General features: G+C 44.5%; 17 protein-coding genes. 6 read left to right on the forward strand and 11 right to left on the reverse strand.

The window, feature by feature from the left end:
- Nucleotides 1–503: 503 nt before the first annotated feature.
- The 7 genes from QT711_RS17005 to QT711_RS17035 form a co-directional block, all read right to left on the reverse strand.
- Nucleotides 504–1664, reverse strand: coding sequence for a DUF4097 family beta strand repeat-containing protein (locus tag QT711_RS17005; protein WP_317946258.1), 1161 nt, complete (start codon nucleotides 1662–1664; stop codon nucleotides 504–506).
- A 127-nt stretch (nucleotides 1665–1791) separates the two neighbouring features.
- Complete coding sequence (gene uvrA, locus QT711_RS17010) at nucleotides 1792–4656, reverse strand: excinuclease ABC subunit UvrA (RefSeq protein ID WP_317946259.1); 2865 nt, start codon at nucleotides 4654–4656, stop codon at nucleotides 1792–1794.
- A 7-nt stretch (nucleotides 4657–4663) separates the two neighbouring features.
- A complete protein-coding gene (gene uvrB / locus QT711_RS17015) occupies nucleotides 4664–6649 on the reverse strand; it encodes an excinuclease ABC subunit UvrB (RefSeq protein ID WP_317946261.1) in 1986 nt (661 codons plus the stop codon).
- 152 nt (nucleotides 6650–6801) lie between these two features.
- Nucleotides 6802–7035: an IDEAL domain-containing protein gene (locus QT711_RS17020; protein ID WP_317946263.1), complete on the reverse strand. Its 234-nt coding sequence runs from the start codon at nucleotides 7033–7035 to the stop codon at nucleotides 6802–6804.
- A 96-nt stretch (nucleotides 7036–7131) separates the two neighbouring features.
- Nucleotides 7132–8343: an ABC transporter permease gene (locus QT711_RS17025; RefSeq protein WP_317946265.1), complete on the reverse strand. Its 1212-nt coding sequence runs from the start codon at nucleotides 8341–8343 to the stop codon at nucleotides 7132–7134.
- Complete coding sequence (locus QT711_RS17030) at nucleotides 8327–9076, reverse strand: ABC transporter ATP-binding protein (RefSeq protein WP_317946267.1); 750 nt, start codon at nucleotides 9074–9076, stop codon at nucleotides 8327–8329. Before QT711_RS17030 ends, QT711_RS17025 begins: the two co-directional genes overlap by 17 nt.
- Nucleotides 9030–9251: a hypothetical protein gene (locus QT711_RS17035; RefSeq protein ID WP_317946268.1), complete on the reverse strand. Its 222-nt coding sequence runs from the start codon at nucleotides 9249–9251 to the stop codon at nucleotides 9030–9032. The genes QT711_RS17030 and QT711_RS17035 overlap by 47 nt, the downstream gene beginning before the upstream one ends.
- On the opposite strand from QT711_RS17035, the gene QT711_RS17040 reads away from it, so the two are divergent.
- From QT711_RS17040 to QT711_RS17060, 5 genes are all read left to right on the forward strand, one after another.
- Nucleotides 9245–9673 (forward strand): HIT family protein, encoded by a 429-nt coding sequence (locus QT711_RS17040; protein ID WP_317946270.1) that lies wholly within the window; start codon nucleotides 9245–9247, stop codon nucleotides 9671–9673. The genes QT711_RS17035 and QT711_RS17040 overlap by 7 nt on opposite strands.
- A gap of 108 nt (nucleotides 9674–9781) precedes the next feature.
- Nucleotides 9782–10306: a tryptophan transporter gene (locus tag QT711_RS17045; protein ID WP_317946272.1), complete on the forward strand. Its 525-nt coding sequence runs from the start codon at nucleotides 9782–9784 to the stop codon at nucleotides 10304–10306.
- Between the two features lie 115 nt (nucleotides 10307–10421).
- Nucleotides 10422–10784, forward strand: a complete 363-nt coding sequence (locus QT711_RS17050) for a YtxH domain-containing protein (protein WP_317946273.1) — start codon at nucleotides 10422–10424, stop codon at nucleotides 10782–10784.
- A 338-nt stretch (nucleotides 10785–11122) separates the two neighbouring features.
- On the forward strand, nucleotides 11123–11728 hold the full coding sequence (locus tag QT711_RS17055) for an HTH-type transcriptional regulator Hpr (RefSeq protein WP_317946274.1): 606 nt from the start codon (nucleotides 11123–11125) through the stop codon (nucleotides 11726–11728).
- A gap of 59 nt (nucleotides 11729–11787) precedes the next feature.
- Entirely contained in the window at nucleotides 11788–11973 is a 186-nt protein-coding gene (locus QT711_RS17060; RefSeq protein ID WP_239432685.1) for a hypothetical protein, read from the forward strand.
- 47 nt (nucleotides 11974–12020) lie between these two features.
- Here QT711_RS17060 and QT711_RS17065 read toward each other — a convergent pair whose 3' ends face one another.
- A complete protein-coding gene (locus QT711_RS17065; protein WP_317946277.1) occupies nucleotides 12021–12113 on the reverse strand; it encodes a YjcZ family sporulation protein in 93 nt (30 codons plus the stop codon).
- 143 nt (nucleotides 12114–12256) lie between these two features.
- On the opposite strand from QT711_RS17065, the gene QT711_RS17070 reads away from it, so the two are divergent.
- Nucleotides 12257–13147 carry a peptidylprolyl isomerase gene (locus QT711_RS17070; RefSeq protein ID WP_317946278.1) on the forward strand — a complete coding sequence of 297 codons (891 nt, stop codon included), beginning with the start codon at nucleotides 12257–12259 and terminating at the stop codon, nucleotides 13145–13147.
- Between the two features lie 84 nt (nucleotides 13148–13231).
- Here QT711_RS17070 and yhaM read toward each other — a convergent pair whose 3' ends face one another.
- The 3 genes from yhaM to QT711_RS17085 are packed head-to-tail and all read right to left on the reverse strand — an operon-like array spanning nucleotide 13232 to nucleotide 18279.
- Entirely contained in the window at nucleotides 13232–14170 is a 939-nt protein-coding gene (gene yhaM, locus QT711_RS17075) for a 3'-5' exoribonuclease YhaM (protein ID WP_317946280.1), read from the reverse strand.
- Nucleotides 14167–17049 carry an ATP-binding protein gene (locus tag QT711_RS17080; protein ID WP_317946282.1) on the reverse strand — a complete coding sequence of 961 codons (2883 nt, stop codon included), beginning with the start codon at nucleotides 17047–17049 and terminating at the stop codon, nucleotides 14167–14169. Before QT711_RS17080 ends, yhaM begins: the two co-directional genes overlap by 4 nt.
- 9 nt (nucleotides 17050–17058) lie before the next feature.
- Nucleotides 17059–18279 carry a metallophosphoesterase family protein gene (locus QT711_RS17085; RefSeq protein WP_317946284.1) on the reverse strand — a complete coding sequence of 407 codons (1221 nt, stop codon included), beginning with the start codon at nucleotides 18277–18279 and terminating at the stop codon, nucleotides 17059–17061.
- Between the last annotated feature and the right edge of the window lie 10 nt (nucleotides 18280–18289).

An 18289-nucleotide genomic window follows, 5' to 3' on the forward strand; every position in this document is an offset into this window, starting at 1 on the left:
AAAATTGTTCCCTTGGTCGAAAAAGCTGCCGGAGCAATGTTACCTATCTAAAAATTAAAGGATTCATTACTAAAATAAAGGATCTGCACCCGGAAAAACAGGTGCAGATCCTTTTACGCTTACCATATTCCCGTCAAACTCCGCATATCCCTCTAGAACGCCGCATAACTTCTCCATTCGCCGCATATACAAGCAAAACGCCGCATTCCCCTAAAACTCGACGTTACTTTAAGTAATAACCTCACCAATAATCAGCCCATTTTTAGATTGTCAAAACCCATTCAGCGCGACAATAACAGTCCCACATATACAACTCCCCGCGATAACAACAGCATAACTTCTTCAAACTCCGCATATTCCAGTCAAACGCGGCATATCCCTCCAGAACGCGGCAAAACTTACGCATTCGCAGCATATTCCAATCAAATCACCGCATTTCCCTACAAACAAAAAATGCCTGAAGAGTCGTCATACAAGACAACTCTTCAGGCTACCCATTCTCATTACGAATGTTTCACCGTATAGCACACAATGACAGAACCGGACTTCGCTTCACCAATCAAATGAAGTGGCGTTGCATCCCCTTCAACATCCTTCTTGAAACGAACAGCACGTTGTAAAAATTGCTCCTGCTCCGTTGTTTTATTAATGTCATGCAACTGCAGATCCAAGCGTCCCATGTTCGTCGAAATTTCGCCATTGAGCGTTACATCCGATGGAATGTATAACTCGACAGATCCACTCACCGTCCGTGCTTCCACCTTTTGTGCGGCTTGATCGGTTGTTGTTACGACGACATGACCGTTCAACGACTTCGCTTCTACATCTTTTAATTTCCCTAAGATGTATACGCGTCCATTAATCGTTTCCGCTTCGAGCAAGCGGCCTGTACTTTCATTCACACGGATCGACCCATTGGCTGTTTCCAATTCCGCTTCATCAAATTCGATACGCTCAATGTCCACTTTTCCGTTTGCTGTTTTTGTATATAAACGGTCGACGGACAAATCTTTCAAATTAAAGCTTCCATTCAATAATCGTGCAGAAATTTTGTCGAGCTTCTTCTTCGGCACAAACAAATCAATGTTCACTTGGTACAACTTCAAATCGCTCAAGAGGCGAAGTTTCCCTTCATCTTGTACAAAAATTAATTTATCCAGGAACTCCTTTTTGACCTCTTCTTCGGATCGGTTGTTAAACGCCTTGACCGTAAATTCTGCCCGGATTTCTGTTGCATCCGTCGGTTGGACAATGACACTCCCGTGATCCACATCGATGAGAATTTCAGACAAATCCGTTCCCTGCTTCACAATAGAATGATGGAAAGTGGAACTTCCACCAAACGGCGAATCGAAGTCGAAACCTTTCATGCGATCAACAGTCGTTTGCATGAATTGCATGAAACGGTCGCCTACTGTTACAAAATCTTTGCGGATATCTTCAATGAATTCATCCATAGAAGGATTTTTGTCTTTTCCTCTTTTTGTCGTGTGCGCAGCATCCTCATCGTGAACCGATTCCGAATGCGCAGTTTGCTGCACATCTACATGACCGCTCTCTGCCGTCGACTTGTTCTCTAACTTCTCCAATAACGTCAAGGCCTCATCCATTGAAATGGTCCCGTTTTCTAGCATGGTCAATATACGTTTGCGTTCGTTTTGCATCATTTCCGCCTCCTAAATTGGTATGCCTAGGTTTTTCTTTGCAAGAGCCTTCCGTCAAAGCAAGTGTTCGAGACTCTCACGTTTCATAGCTATATATACGAAAGAGTGTGGAGAAGGTTTCATCTTTCTATACTTGTGCTTGCTCGATTTTGTCTTTCATCCGTTGCGCATCGCGCTCTAAGATTGGCTTCAAATAGTGGCCTGTATACGATTTTTTCGAGCGTGCCACTTGTTCCGGTGTCCCTGTGGCAATAATTTGTCCACCTTTATGTCCGCCTTCTGGCCCTAGATCGATAATGTGGTCCACGGTTTTAATGACATCTAGATTATGCTCAATGACAAGAACCGTATTCCCAGAATCAACAAGTCGTTGCAACACTTTCAGCAACTTTTCTATGTCATGAACATGCAAACCTGTTGTCGGTTCATCCAAAATGTAAAACGATTTGCCGTTTGACCGTCTATGCAATTCGGATGCGAGTTTCACCCGTTGCGCCTCGCCACCTGATAACGTCGTTGCCGGTTGTCCAAGTTGGACGTACCCTAATCCGACATCGACAATCGTTTGCAGTTTGCGACTGATTTTCGGGATATTTTCAAAGAAGACGAGTGCATCTTCAACCGTCATCGACAGAACATCTGCAATATTTTTCCCTTTATACGTCACTTCAAGCGTTTCACGGTTGTATCGTTTCCCGTGGCACACTTCACACGGCACGTAGACATCCGGCAAGAAGTGCATCTCGATTTTAATAATGCCATCGCCGTGACAAGCTTCACAACGTCCGCCCTTCACATTGAAGCTGAAGCGGCCTTTCTTATACCCACGTACTTTCGCTTCGTTCGTCATCGCAAACACATCACGTACATCGTCAAACACACCGGTATACGTCGCCGGGTTGGATCGAGGCGTCCGCCCAATTGGAGACTGGTCGATTTCAATAACTTTCTCCAATTCTTCAAGTCCCGCCACAGATTTGAATTGGCCCGGTTTCTGCTTGGAACGGTTTAACTTTTGGGCAAGCACTTTGTATAGCACTTCATTCACCAACGTACTTTTTCCTGAACCTGAAACGCCCGTCACCGCAATGAATTGACCTAACGGGAAGTCCACGTTCACATTTTTCAAGTTGTTCTCGGACGCCCCTTTAATGGAAACGACCCTTCCATCGGACTTCCGTCTTTCTTGCGGAAGCGGGATGAATTTCTTGCCACTTAAATACTGACCTGTCAATGAGTTCGGGTCATTCATCACTTCAGTCGGCGGACCTGCAGCAACAATCTGTCCACCAGCAGCACCAGCCCCCGGACCAATGTCAATTAAGAAATCAGCCGCCATCATCGTATCTTCGTCATGTTCGACAACGATGAGCGTGTTGCCGATATCCCGCATACTTTGCAACGTACCGATGAGACGATCATTGTCCCGCTGATGAAGACCGATCGACGGTTCATCCAAAATGTATAGAACACCCGTCAAACGAGATCCAATTTGCGTCGCAAGCCGAATCCGCTGTGCTTCACCGCCTGACAACGTACCCGCTGCTCTTGATAACGTCAAATAATCAAGCCCTACATTGATAAGGAAGCCGAGCCGCTCCTCGATTTCACGTAAAATGAGTCTCGCAATCTGCATATCCTTCTCAGAAAGGACGAGGTTTTTGAAAAACGCATCTGCATCTGTAATTGAGAGTGCCGTCACCTCACCGATATGGCTACCATTCACTTTGACGGCTAGCGACTCTTCCTTTAATCGATAACCGTTACACGTCGGACAAGGGCGTTGTGCCATATACTTCTCCATCTGCTCGCGGATATAATCCGAAGACGTCTCCTTGAAACGGCGTTCAACATTCGCTAACACACCTTCAAAGTAAATGTTGTTCACACGTGTATTGCCGAATTCATTCGTATATTGGAATTTAATCATTTCGTCTTTCGAACCATGCAAAATGATGTGTAAATCTTCATCCGCCAACTCGCTCACAGGCACATCCATCGGAATATTGAAATGCTTACAAACTGTCTTCAATAACTCAGGATAATATTGTGAACTCGTTGGAATCCAAGGAACGATTGCACCGTCCGCCAGTGTCAATGAGCGATCGGGAATGACAAGGTCCGGGTCCACTTCCAACTTCGTTCCGAGCCCATCACACTCAGGGCATGCTCCGAACGGACTGTTGAAGGAAAACATCCTCGGCTCAAGCTCTCCAATCGAAAATCCGCATAACGGACAAGCATGATGCTCGCTAAACAGCAATTCCTCTACATCGATGACATCAACAATCACCGTGCCTTCTGCCAAACGGAGTGCCGCTTCAAGCGAGTCGCTCAACCTCGACTCAATGCCTTCCTTTACGACAATCCGGTCAATGACGACTTCGATCGTATGCTTTTTGTTTTTATTCAACTCAATATTGTCATCGAGGTCTATCACTTCCCCGTTCACACGGACGCGGACATAGCCCTCTTTTTTAATGTCTTCCAACAGTTTGACGTGCGTACCTTTTCTGCCCGAAATAACAGGTGCAAGAATTTGCAGACGGGATCGTTCTGGTAATTCCATAATCCGATCGACCATTTGCTCAACCGTCTGCGATGTAATTTCCGTCCCATGCACCGGACAAATCGGTTTTCCGATACGTGCAAACAACAAGCGGAGGTAATCGGATATTTCCGTCACAGTACCGACTGTCGACCGAGGATTCCGGCTCGTCGTCTTTTGATCAATCGAAATAGCAGGTGACAAGCCTTCAATGACATCCACATCCGGCTTGTCCATTTGCCCTAAAAATTGCCGTGCATACGCCGACAATGATTCTACATACCTTCTTTGCCCTTCCGCGTAAATCGTGTCAAAAGCAAGTGATGATTTCCCCGATCCCGACAGCCCTGTCATGACGACAAGCTGGTCGCGCGGGATTTTCACATTAACATCTTTCAAATTATGCGCTCGGGCCCCTTGAATAATAATCTCCGAATTCTTCATCGCGTTTTCACCTTTCAGCCTTCAATTCTAGTATCGTATCCCGTAATTGTGCTGCACGTTCGAAGTCTAGCGCTTTCGCTGCCTCTTTCATTTCTTTCTCCAATGTGACAAGTAGTTTCGCCTTGTCATCCTTCGACAACGGCTTTCCTTTCGTCACTTTATCCATAAAGGATGGTTCTCCTGCTTCCGCAACTTGAGTTGCTCGGATCACATCCCGTACTTTCTTCTTAATCGTCGTCGGCGTAATGCCATGTTTTTCATTGTACGCCATTTGGATTTCACGTCTTCTCGCCGTCTCATCAATCGCTTTTTTCATTGAATCGGTATAACGGTCTGCATACATGATGACTTGCCCTTCTGAGTTCCGGGCAGCCCGGCCTATCGTCTGGATCAAAGACCGTTCCGAGCGCAAAAACCCTTCTTTATCTGCGTCAAGAATCGCGACAAGGGATACTTCAGGAATATCTAGCCCTTCCCGCAGTAAGTTAATGCCGATCAACACGTCATACGTTCCTAACCGCAGTTCCCGTATTATCTCAATCCGTTCCAACGTCTTCACTTCTGAGTGCAAGTATTGCACTTTAATGCCAATATCTTTTAAGTAGTCCGTCAAATCTTCAGACATTTTCTTCGTTAACGTAGTAATCAATACCCGTTCATCCCGTTTTGTACGCTCATTAATTTCATCGATTAAATCATCAATTTGCCCTTCGATCGGACGCACTTCAATGAGCGGATCAAGCAATCCGGTGGGTCGGATAATCTGCTCGACCATTTCCGGCGTATGCTCAATTTCATACGGACCAGGTGTAGCGGATACGTAGATCGCTTCGTGGATGTACCGCTCGAACTCTTGAAACATAAGTGGCCGGTTATCCAACGCAGATGGAAGCCGGAAGCCGTGATCGACCAACACTTGTTTACGAGCTTGGTCACCATTGTACATCCCTCGAATTTGCGGCAATGTGACGTGACTTTCATCGATGACAATGAGGAAATCATCAGGAAAATAATCGAGCAATGTAAAGGGTGTCGCACCAGGTGGTTGCAACGTTAAATGCCTAGAATAGTTTTCAATCCCAGAACAAAAGCCCATTTCGCGCATCATTTCCAAGTCATAGCGTGTTCGTTGTTCCAACCGTTGTGCCTCGAGCAGCTTATCTTCTTTTCGCAACACTTTCAGTTGCTCTTCCAATTCAATTTCAATGTTGGCAATCGCCTTCGTCAGCTTTTCTTCACCGGTGACAAAGTGGGAATTCGGGAAAATCGCTACGTGTTCCCGTTCACCTAGAATCTCCCCTGTTAATGCATCTACTTCTCGAATTCGGTCAATTTCGTCCCCGAAAAACTCGATTCGGATGCAATGTTCGTCTTGTGAAGCGGGGAAGATTTCGACGACATCGCCTCTTACGCGAAACGTTCCGCGTGTGAAGTTAATGTCATTTCTTGAATATTGGTTATCGACAAACCGCCTTAATAATTCGTTCCGTCCAATTTCCATGCCTGCACGAAGGGAGACGACATGCTTCCCGTATTCTTCCGGCGAACCTAGACCGTAAATGCACGAGACGGAAGCAACGATCAGCACGTCATTCCGTTCGAACAAAGAAGAGGTAGCGGAGTGACGCAATTTATCAATTTCGTCGTTAATCGTTGCGTCTTTTTCGATATACGTATCGGTATGCGGAACGTACGCTTCCGGTTGATAGTAATCATAGAAACTTACAAAATACTCTACTGCATTATTTGGAAAAAATTCTTTGAACTCACTATATAATTGCCCTGCGAGTGTTTTGTTATGCGCGATAACAAGTGTTGGTTTGTTTACTTCTTTTATCACATTAGACACAGTAAACGTTTTACCCGTTCCTGTTGCCCCTAATAACGTCTGATGCTTTTTCCCTTCATTAATACCGTCGACCAATTTAGCAATGGCGGCCGGTTGATCGCCTAGCGGTTCATATGGCGCATGCAAGTCGAATGTTTGGTCCATGTCTTTCCCTCCCCAAGATCAATGTTGATTACATCTAGTTTACCATAGAGTTTCACGAGTCGAAAGAAATAAGGGAACATGTGTTTTAAAATAAATCGTAAAAAAACAGGCTGCTCCGATAGTTTCCTACCAGGCAGCCCGCTTTTTATTTATTAATCGTCTTCCACTTTCAACAGTTCATCCGTAAGCCTTTTAAAAGACTTTTCGTCATTTTCATCGAGTGCGAGATCAATCAGCTCCAAGAGACGGCTTTTCGTCTGTTCGCGATGAATGTGACTTAGAAACAAATCCATATAGATATCATTTAGCAATCTTTCAGCTTGTAGCGAAGAACTGTTTTTTCCCACGGCTTTTAAGAAATCGGCATATGAATAATTGTTTTCCATCTCCCTCACCCCTGATGCCTTTTTTCTATTATACATAATTTTGCTATTCAGTTGCAAGGATTTTGAGAATATTCTATTTAATTTTTAGTTTGCTAGTCATTGTTCTGTGTTCTGCTTTGTCGATGACCGGATTGTCAATTCAGAAATGAGGACGACGATGACCGTTACAATAATTGCGGTTGTGGATAAACCACTTGCAAAGACGGCTGCTAGGAAAACCACGACAGCTTGGATGAGTTGCACAACGCTCACTGTTTTCCGAATCGCAGGCGTCCGTTCATCTGTTGCTGCGGGAAATAACTGATCCATCCGGAATTCATCTCCAGCACGCAATGCATGAACCAATTGAATCGACGTCGCGAAAGCTAATGCTCCACTAAAAATGTACATGACAATTGGGAAAGGAATGAGGACGACACCCGCAACAGACAATGCGGTGAGTCTTACCCATAACCAGAATGTATCGTCCGTCCGGATTAACGTTCTTCTTAGCAAATAGCGTTGCGAAGATGTCCGTTCAAACGTTGCTGGCCGCATGAGAAAGCCGAGCCATGCCCGTCGACTGATCGAGCCTTTTAAATGGGGCACATCCGTGAAATAATTGGCGAATCGATAAAAACGCATCATTCGATTTTGTTCAAGCGTAATGAAGTGATCGTACGGAAAAGGTTTTACAGCACTTCTTTTCTTCCAAAGTACATAATAGAAAGCCATGAGCAAACCGACGAGTGGAATAAAAATTGGAAACCCTGCAATTGTTACATACAATAACAATGCCGCTAACACAAAACGGATGAACCGATCTTTCCACACACCTTCACCCGCGCTCGCATGGCGATAATGATATTCCGTCTCAACATATAGCCATTTCACAAGGAGTATTACAACTGCCGTCAAGTAAAATTGAGGCTTACCCGCAACTCCCGTTGCCGCCAATAACGGTACGACAATAATGAATAAAATCAGTGGAATTGGCAGTTGTGTAATAAACGTGAAACGCAAAGACTTATTCAAGTACAACATTAGCTTCTTTTCCATCGGTAAGAAAAATACACGATCTGCAGGCTTCAACAACGTGACAGGCGAACCCATCGATAAGGCAAAACCGATGAGCAACGCGGATAAAATAGCTGCCGGGAACGTTTCAGGCACTTCTTTTAACCATTCGCTGTACGCATAGCCACCTGCTCCGATTGTAAAAAGCAGCACAATTGCGAGATGACCTGTAAACACAAATTGCATGTAGCGCTGAAGTTCAGACATGTAATGAACAAACCGATTGCTCCATATGTCACGAATGCTGTTCATAATCTTGTTCCTCAGTCATTGAAATATACAACTCGTCCAATGTTGCTTTCGGACGATTGAATGCCTTTCTCAAATCGTCCATCGTTCCTTGCGCGCGCACCCGTCCGTTGTGTAAAACAATAATGCGATCGCAATACTGTTCTGCTGTCGGAAGAACGTGTGTCGACATGAGCACGGATGCCCCGTTCGCTTTTCGTTCCGTAATTTGCTGAAGTAATGAACGGATACCAATCGGATCCAATCCGACAAACGGTTCATCGATAATATACAGCGACGGTTCCACTAAAAAAGCGCACATAATCATCACTTTTTGGCGCATCCCTTTTGAGAAATGGGACGGGAACCAGTTCAACCGCTTTTCCATCATGAACTCTTTTAACAACATTGCTGATCGTGCTTCAAATACTTCTTGATCGAGCCCATACGCCATCGCAGTCAGTTCAAGGTGTTCTCGCAACGTCAGCTCCTCATACAAAATAGGCGTTTCAGGTATATAGGAGAATGCTTTCCGATAGTCTTCAGGGTTGTCACTAAACGTGACCCCGTTCACTTTTATATCTCCATCATGAGGATTCATGAGTCCGATAATATGTTTGATCGTTGTACTTTTTCCGGCTCCATTCAAACCGATCAACCCGACCAGTTCGCCTTCACCGATTTCAAATGATAGTTCGTGTAAAACAGGTTTACGTGTATAGCCACCTGTTACGTCTTGTACTTCGAGAATTGCCATATCCATCCTCCATTCTTGTACTCATTTTACCAAACATCCAATCGAAATGCTTTGTCCAACTTTCACTTGTTAATTGAAAGTATGCTACACTTGTTTCAATCATGAATCCATCTCCGTTTTCACGCTCATCATGAAACGGAAAACCGAATGAGAAAGGACGAAACGTCAATGACATCCTGTATTTTTTGTAAAATTGTTGAAGGGGAAATCCCGAGTGAGAAAATTTATGAAGACGACCATGTCGTCGCCTTCATGGACGTTACCCCTGTGACAAAGGGACATGTTTTATTAATTCCAAAAACACACCGTGAAAATCTCTATGAGTTCAGTGAGACGGAAGCTGCAAATCTATTTGCGGTTGCTCCGAAAATCGCGAACACATTAAAAGAAACGTTCACACCAGCTGGCATGAACATTTTACAAAACAATGGCGCGCCTGCAGGCCAAGCCGTCTTCCATTTCCATATGCATTTCATTCCACGTTATGATGAAACGGACGGCTTTTCTTCCAACTGGAATCCACAAGTGGAAGAGTTGACGAAAGAACGGATTCACGAGTTTGCGAATGAAATCCGAAAGACCATCGGCAATAAATAACAGTTGCCAATTCAGACTATTATGTGTATACTTTCAATAAGTTTTCGCTAACGATCACGAGGATACGTTAGGAGAACAATATTGAGCCCAGTTGAGGAGAGATGAGAAATGAATACGAAAAATCTTACGCTAATGGCGCTATTAGTCGCTGTTGGTGCCGCTTTGTACTTGGTGATCCCAGGTTACGGAGATGGCATGAAGCCAGATTTCATGCTGACAATGATGTTTATTGGCATCTTTTTATTCCCAGATGCACGCAGCGTCTTTTTACTTGGTGCGACGACGGGTGTCCTATCGGGCATCTTCACGACATTTCCAGGTGGACTCGTCCCCAATATTATAGACAAGCTCATTACGGCATTTGTCGTCTATGCGGTCATTCTTTTGTTGAAAAAAGCAGCGAATCACTTAGTTGTTTCCACTGCGATCGCATGTGTGGGGACATTATTGTCCGGAACGATTTTCTTGTCCGTTGCCATTTTTGTACTCGGTGCGAAAGTGCCATTCACATTATTGTTCGTCACAGTTGTTTTACCGACAATAGCAATGAATGGGATCGTGTTCTTTATTATCTACCCAATCATTCATAAGTTTTTACAACGGACATCGTTTAAAACAGCCGTTTCCAATTGATAGCCCAAAGCTTCCTCTTCGTGAGCGAAGCTTTTTTTATTTGCCCAGAACGGGTTGCCATGTTTTAATTAAACTATGAAAAGGAATACTATTCAAAATGAAAGGAGTGTCCTTCATGAAAGCATCGACATTTATGTACGGACTACTTGCAGGATCCGTTACGGCGGCAGTCACCGTTCTTTTTTCAACTCCACAATCGGGTCGTGAAATCCGATCATCCGTTAAAAGCGCTTCTACTGATATGAAACTTAAATTGAATGACGTAAAAGGGAAAATTTCCGAGTTGAAAGATTCCGTCACGCACATGACGAAAGAAGCGAAAGAACTAGTTCCTGATGCCGTGCAAGACGTGAAAGGCTCGATTGAACAATGGCAACGCTCAACTGAAAAGAACAAGCAACGCCTTGAAAAGGAAATCTCCGCTATTCAACAATCACTTGCTGAACTCGAACAATCCATTGCAGCGCAACAAAAGTGAGAGACTTCCGTCGACAGAGGATTTGTACGTCCTCTGTCTTTTTTGTTGCTCGATTAGCCGGTTTCGCAGTACCATGCAAGTGTGGCAGAAAGCGGAATTGGGCACGGATCAACTTTGAAGCATAACAGACTGCTTTCGCACAAAACACGCGGAATCCCCCACTCAACTTCGAAAATTATTTCCTCTTGCAAACTAACGGAAATTTCATTGATTTGACAACATATAAAACTCCCTTCCTATTCCCCCTATACAATGTTTTTGCAATTCAAACTTTTTTATTTGATATTTTCCTGCTATAATGACAGAAAGACCAATTATTTAATTGTTGGAGGTATACAATGACTGAGCAAAAGTTCTCTCAAAAGGAAGCAATGATTTATAGTCAACGTGTTGCCCAAATGTCAAAAGCGCTTTGGAAAGCAGTCGAAAAAGATTGGCAGCAGTGGATAAAACCTTATGACCTGAATATTAATGAACACCATATTTTATGGATTGCGTATCATTTACAAGGTGCCTCCATTTCGGATGTAGCCAAATTCGGCGTCATGCACGTGTCGACCGCTTTTAATTTCTCGAAAAAACTGGAAGAGCGTGGCTACTTGAAGTTTTACAAGAGAGATGACGATCGGCGCAATACATATGTCTCTGTGACGGAAGAAGGCGAGCAACTGTTACAAGGCATGAATGAAAACTACTACAACTCCAATCACGGCATTCTGGAAGGCTCGTTGCCGATTAAAAGCATTTACGGGAAGTTCCCGGAGTTTTTGGAAGTCATGTCGGTGCTGCGGAATATTTATGGGGAAGATTTCATGGAAATTTTTGAGCGTGGCTTCAAAAGAATCGATCATGCTTTTGAAGAAGAAGACGGTGAATTGGTGTCCGTCAACCTCTCAAAACCGCAAAGACAGCCTGTCCCTGTTCCTGCATCGAAAGAAAAATAATGTCTTTTTCTCTTTTGGTCTGCTATGATACATGTATGTGTTAAAGAGGAGGAATGGACATGATCCTTATTGTTACGGTGATGTTTTCATTATTTTATTTATTTCAGATAAACAAAATGACATATGCGTTATGCCAATCTCGGGAAATTCCTGAAGAAAAGCAACCTAAAATCTATCGTACAGTCAATATCCTCATTACGATCCTGATATTGTCTTTCTACCTTGAAGTTCTATTGAACGTGTAAATAAGAGAAGGTCCAACACCCAAGACGAGGGCGTTGGACCTTTGTTATTAATACAAGTATGCTGCACCGACGATGATCAAAAGAATGAACAATACAACAATCAACGCGAAGCCGGAATTACCATGGCTGTATCCACTCATTTAGAGCACCTCCTCTCTCTTTGTATCGTATGCGATGGTGAAAAGATGATTTAGGCGATTCACGAGATGGAACCTTTTTGTTTTCTATACGTTTTTATGGTATAGTATCAACTGTTGTACACAAAAGTTAGGGGAGAATAATCATGAAAAAAACAGTCCTTGCAATGACAATGGCAGCTTCGGTATTAGCCCTTGCTGCATGTAGTAACGATCAAAAAACTTCAGACGATGAAGTGATTGCAACAACGAAGTCTGGTGAAATTACGAAACAAGATTTATATGAAGAAATGAAAGACGCGATTGGCCCTCAAGTCATTGAAAATATGCTTCTTCAACAAGCGTTGGAAAATGAATACAAAATTACAGATAAAGAAGTAGAAGAAGAAATTAAGAAACAAAAAGAAGTGTACGGCGACAACTTTGATATGTATCTAGAACAAAACGGTATTACGGAAGCATTCTTCGAAAAGAACGTTAAGTCTCAAATGCTTCAAAAGAAAATGGTTGAATCATTAGAAGTGTCCGAAGAAGATGTTGCTAAAGGATTAGAGCGTGCGAAGACGGAATTGCATGCACGTCATATCGTTGTTCCTGATGAAGAGACTGCAAAAGAAGTCATTCAGAAGATTAAAGACGGTGGGGATTTCGAAGCGCTAGCGAAAGAATATTCCACTGAACCCGTTGCACAAGAAACAGGCGGTGACTTAGGTTGGTTCGGTCCTGGTAAAATGCTTCAAGAATTTGAAGATGCAGCGTATGCGTTGAAAAAAGGTGAACTGAGTGAGCCGGTAAAAACGAGCTACGGTTACCATGTCATCGAGTTGCTTGATACGCGTAAAGCTGAATCTGAAAAGACTGAAGAAGAGTTGAAAGCGGAAATCGAAAACAGCCTAAAAGGTGTTCTTTTTGAAGCGAAATTGCAAGAATTGATTAAAGCAGCGGATGTCGACATTAAAGTCGATGAATACAAAACTGTTTTGGACAAGTACATGCCAGCTAAAGAAGACGACGCTGACAAAAAAGACGAAAAGTAAGCAACTTTTCATTTAAAAAACTGCGTGAACGCGAGGACATTGGCTCCTTCGTTCACGCAGTTTTTCTTGTTTCATCAAACCAACCTATTCAATATTGGGCTTGTAAAACGAACGGTTGTCGAGTGGGAAAATTCTTTCTGTGAATTCTCCGTTACCGGTTTTCGCCATTGCACGGTTCAGCATGTTCATTTTCGCGTCAATGTTGTCGATGTAATGCAGGATTTCCGCTTCCATCAACATCGGCCGTTTCGGACTGCCCCATTCCTCTTTTCCGTGGTGGGACAAGACGAGATGTTGCAGCAACATCACTTCTTCGCCTTGGATTTCCAGCTCATCCGCAGCCTTTGCGATTTCATTCACCATAATGGTAATGTGTCCGAGCAGGTTTCCTTCGATCGTATACTGTGTGCCGACCGGTCCTGACAATTCGATCACCTTCCCGACATCATGCAAAATAATGCCGGCATAGAGCAGGTCCTTATTTAAGGAAGGATATAATTCTGCAATCGCTTTTCCGAGTTTCAGCATCGACACGACATGGTCGAGCAAGCCCGATACGTAGTCGTGATGGTTTCGTGTGGCAGCCGGATAGACAAGAAATGCCTGTTGGTGCTTTTTCAATAAATGACGCGTAATTCGTTGGATATGCGGGTTTTTCATCTCAAAGAAATATTGCATAAGCTCTTCGTACAACACTTCTTTGCTCTTTTCCGCTGAAGGGACCAAATCCGAAATGGAGACCGTTTCGTCTTCCCTTACAGGTCGGATGCTCTTAATACGCAGTTGGTTTTTTCCACGATACTCATGGATTTCCCCTCCGACTTTCACGATAGTGGCCGCAGCGTATTGTTGTTCGTGTTCTTCGTTTGTATCCCACAGTTTCGCTTCGATGTCACCGCTTTTGTCTTGCAAAATCAATGTCATGAAAGGACTTCCTTGTTGCGTGATCCCTTTCGTTGATTGTTTAATAAGCAAAAACAGATCTACCGACTCTCCGACTTGGTGTTCCAATACTTTCTTCATATAGAAACCGCCCCCTTATCGTTTCCGACTGTGGAAACATTTATGATCGTTGCATTTGTCCACTCTTCTATTATCTTATCATGGCACGTCATGTAGATGAACTGATGTTTACTACTTATTTCGTCAATCAGCTGCAACATCCGTTTTAAACGCTCACCGTCAAAATGCACGAATGGATCATCGAGTAAAACTGGAAATGGTGCCTGTGCCTTCATTTCCATCGCTAACGCGAGACGTAACGAAATGTACGCTTGTTCTTTTGTCGCTTGACTCAGTTCGATGATTGGATACCGAACCGCATTGTTCGCAACGGCTCTGAACAGCCCTTCTTCCGTTATTTCCAATGCTACATAGGCACCTGCTGTCAGTGTACTGAAAAGCTGTTGTGCCCGTTCTAAAACATGTGGCAACTTCCGGTCTTTCAACTCCGTCATCATGCTTCTAATTGCTTGCACAATCGCTTGCCTGGTCGCCCAGCGCATTGCTAATTGCTCGAGTTCAGTCTTCTTCATTTCAATCTGTTGTTGTTTCACTTGGTAGGCATCGTCCGTCAATAACTGATCCGTTTCAGCTTGCAAATTCGCTTTCTCTTGTACAAGGTGATCTAGTCGGGCTGTGAGTATATTTAGCTCCTTTTCGTTGCGTACCAACTCATCCTGCACGATTTCCTCTGACACATCTACTTCCAGGACTGGTTGTAGATCCAATTGCGCATCGATATCGGCCAATTGACGTGAGAGTTGTAACCGTTGCGCATGCGCTTCGTATGCTTCGTAATAGTCTGCTTCCGTCTCTACTGATGCTTCCTCGAACAGCGCTTCCTGCTGTTGACGTAATGATGCAATAAGTCCATCCATTTCGTTCTGCTGCTGTTCAATCGTAGCGAGACGCGCCTCTACATGCGCCCGCTCCTTCAGCTCGCTTTGCAAAGCAACATACTTTGTGCGCAATTTTTCATATAAAACATCTTCAAGACAATCTGCACCGACGAATGCACGTATAGCCGATGCTCGCAAATCGACGTGTTCACTCAGCGTTTGCTGTCGTCGTTTACTGTCGTTGAGCTCCCGGTGAATCTCCTGTAACGAACGTGCCATACTGAAAAACTGATGCACAATACTCGCATTTGGAATGCTCGTCATCCCATAGTTCAAGAAAAATTGTTGTAAAGCGCGTTCCTTTCTCTCTTTCTCCTGAGAAGATTTAGCATAATCAGTTTCCAAAAGCCCTATTTTTCGTTCCATGGATTGAAGTGCGTCCGTTAGCTGCTTTGTTTTGTCACGGTACAACCGGACATCATCGAGAAGTAGTTCGGCATCCGCTTCTTGTCCACCGTATTGGTCAATGAGCCGTTGCATCTCCTGTTGAGACGCTGCAGGTGACTGTTTGCGTTTTCCGACTTCCCGTAGTACTGCAACGCCTGCAATGCAAAGACCAGCAAGCAAAATGAGCCATTGCTGTTCGATGAAGCCGAAGCCAATCGCAACTACAGAAGCGAGGAGGAGTATGATTAAAACCGCTGGATGCTCTCCGCGTACACGATTTTCATTCAACTGCACAAAGGCTTTCGCTTCTGCCAGTTTACTTCGTATGGACGGCCACTCATCTGCTTTTTTCAGTTCTTCCTCTGTCGGTCCCTTCTCTTGGACGTGCTGCCATTCCAGTTTGAGCTCCTTCAACTCAGCTTCCAGTTGCGAAAGCTGGCGATCGATGTATTCAAGCTGACGATCCAGTTCAGCAACATGCTGTAATTCCGTATACAAGTGTTCTTCCTGATGGATTGAAACGTCCGCTTGCAACATCTCTTCTGCATCCTGCAAGCCGAGACGGTCGAGCAACTGATGTTTTTTTGCAAACAGTTGGCGTTCAGAATCTTGTATAGTGACTAAGATCGACCGCCACTCGTGCCACTCAGGTTCCCGAGCTAACAGACTTTCTAGCGCTGCCACATCTTCCGCTTGTACATTTCGCTCGAGTTGTTCTTTCAACACATTCGTTTCATTGTCCAAGCCTTGCCGTTTCGCTTCAGCTTCCAACAACCGACTGTTTATTGTTTCATACCGCCTAATGCCATCCGATGGGAAACCACCTTCTCGCAAAGCGCTCCTTTTCGCCAGTAGCAACTTTTTCCGTTCATGCAACGGCAGCAATTGTAATTGCTTTTCGATAGTGTGGTTGCGTGCGCGGATACCCTCATATTGGTCCTTGACGGCTTTCAATTCTTGCTCAATTTCGCGGATGCGAGCCACTTTTGGTGCATACGTCGACTGACGCTCTCTTGCTCGTTTCAGTTCATCTTCCAATTCCTTCAGTTGTTGCAAACGGACATTCATCTCCGGGATACGACCCGCTTTTTTGAATAAATCGCCCGCTTCCTTGTCCATCTTCTTTTCCAGCGCAACTAACGAATCGACTCCCGTCGTTCCAGATGCGAGCAACGTTCGACTCAATTCACTTTCATTCATCCGCTCAAAGCCTTGTAACTGCAAGACTGAAAAGGAAAATATTGCTTCAAAGGAAGCCCGATCATAGTGGCGCATGATTCGTTGTAACAGTTCTTCACCGCCTTGACGGCCATCCGGCAAATAGACGGTCACTTCCCCTGTCGCTTTTCCACGGACACGCTCGACGACACACGTCCCGTACGTGTCATCCTCTAGATGAACTTGTCCGCCATACTTGCCACCGGATTTCGGCTCGTACCGTACATACACACTCTGTTTTTTTGGAAAACCAAACAACACTTGGAGAACGAATTGTTGGATTGTCGTCTTGCCTGCTTCGTTATGCCCGTATAGGACATTGACGCCATCCGTGAACTCAATCGTCTTATCTTCATGTTTCCCGAACCCATAAATGACAATTTTCCTTAGCTTCACGTATTCACCTCATTTCTCTGCTTGCAGTTCATTCAACAAAAGCTGTTCTGCACGTTGTCGAATCGTTTGGACTTGTTCTTCTGTCAATCGTTCCACATAGCGGCGTGTACGAACATTGCTATACACATCTTCCAATTGTTCGTGCCACTCGTCTAATTCCCACCTATCCATTTGCGCAAGGATGGACGTCACAAGCGCATCATGTTCCCCCGCGGCTCGGTAGTTATTGACACTCGTTAGACGTTGCACTGAAACAAACGTCTCGTGTCCTTCCAATTGTTCTGTAAGCATTTCCATTAACAACTCTTCCTCATTTTGCTCGACCAATGAAGCAGAGTTTGCATCAAACTGTTGCAATTCCAAATCGAGAATTGCAGGACCGTTTTCTGTCAGAAATGCTTCAATCGCTTGTTGAATCGTCTCCAGCAATTCATTTACATGACGGAGTTGTTGACAAGGTATTCGTAATGTCGCAAATTGAATGGCCGATGTCGGGACAAACGTGAACGCCGCTTCCGTTTTCGATAGCTCCACTTCATAAAAGCCTTTCTCGCCTGCCTCGTTGCGGTGCCTCCCTTGCAAATTGCCCGGATAGACAATCGGAGGATCTTCATGAAGGTGCTGCCGTAAATGGATATGGCCGAGTGCCCAGTAATCGTATTGCTTTGCGAGCAATTCATCGATTGTGAACGGCGCATAGACGTCATGCGTTTCATTGCCCGATTGACTGCCGTGTAGCAGCCCGATATGAAAAGCATTCCGCTCGGTTGCGACAGGGAATTGACTGACCATCTCTTGTCGAATATGGCGTTGTGGGTAACTGAAGCCGTACAGACTAACTTCCTGTCCACGGACCGTAAGTGTGACCTTATCAACGTGTTCCTTGCATTCATAAACATTCGGCGGCAATTTAAACCGTGTCCAATTGCCACTTAAATGATCGTGGTTCCCATACGATAGAATGACTGGAATGCCCGCTTCGTGCAATCGCTCCATCCCTTGCTGAAATTTGAGCTGCGCACGCAAACTTCTGTCCTCCCCGTCGTAAACATCACCGACGATGACGACAAAATCTGGTTTACTCGCCACCGCGTGTTCTATGAGGCGATGAAAAGCGGCGAATGTACTATTCCGCACGGTTTGCAATGCTGCAGTGGATAAGCCCGTCATCCCTTTAAACGGGCTATCTAAATGCAAATCAGCCGTGTGAATGAATCGGATTGATGACACACCCGACGCC

It is taken from the genome of Sporosarcina saromensis, from assembly GCF_033253735.1.
Taxonomy (GTDB): Bacteria; Bacillota; Bacilli; order Bacillales_A; family Planococcaceae; genus Sporosarcina; species Sporosarcina saromensis.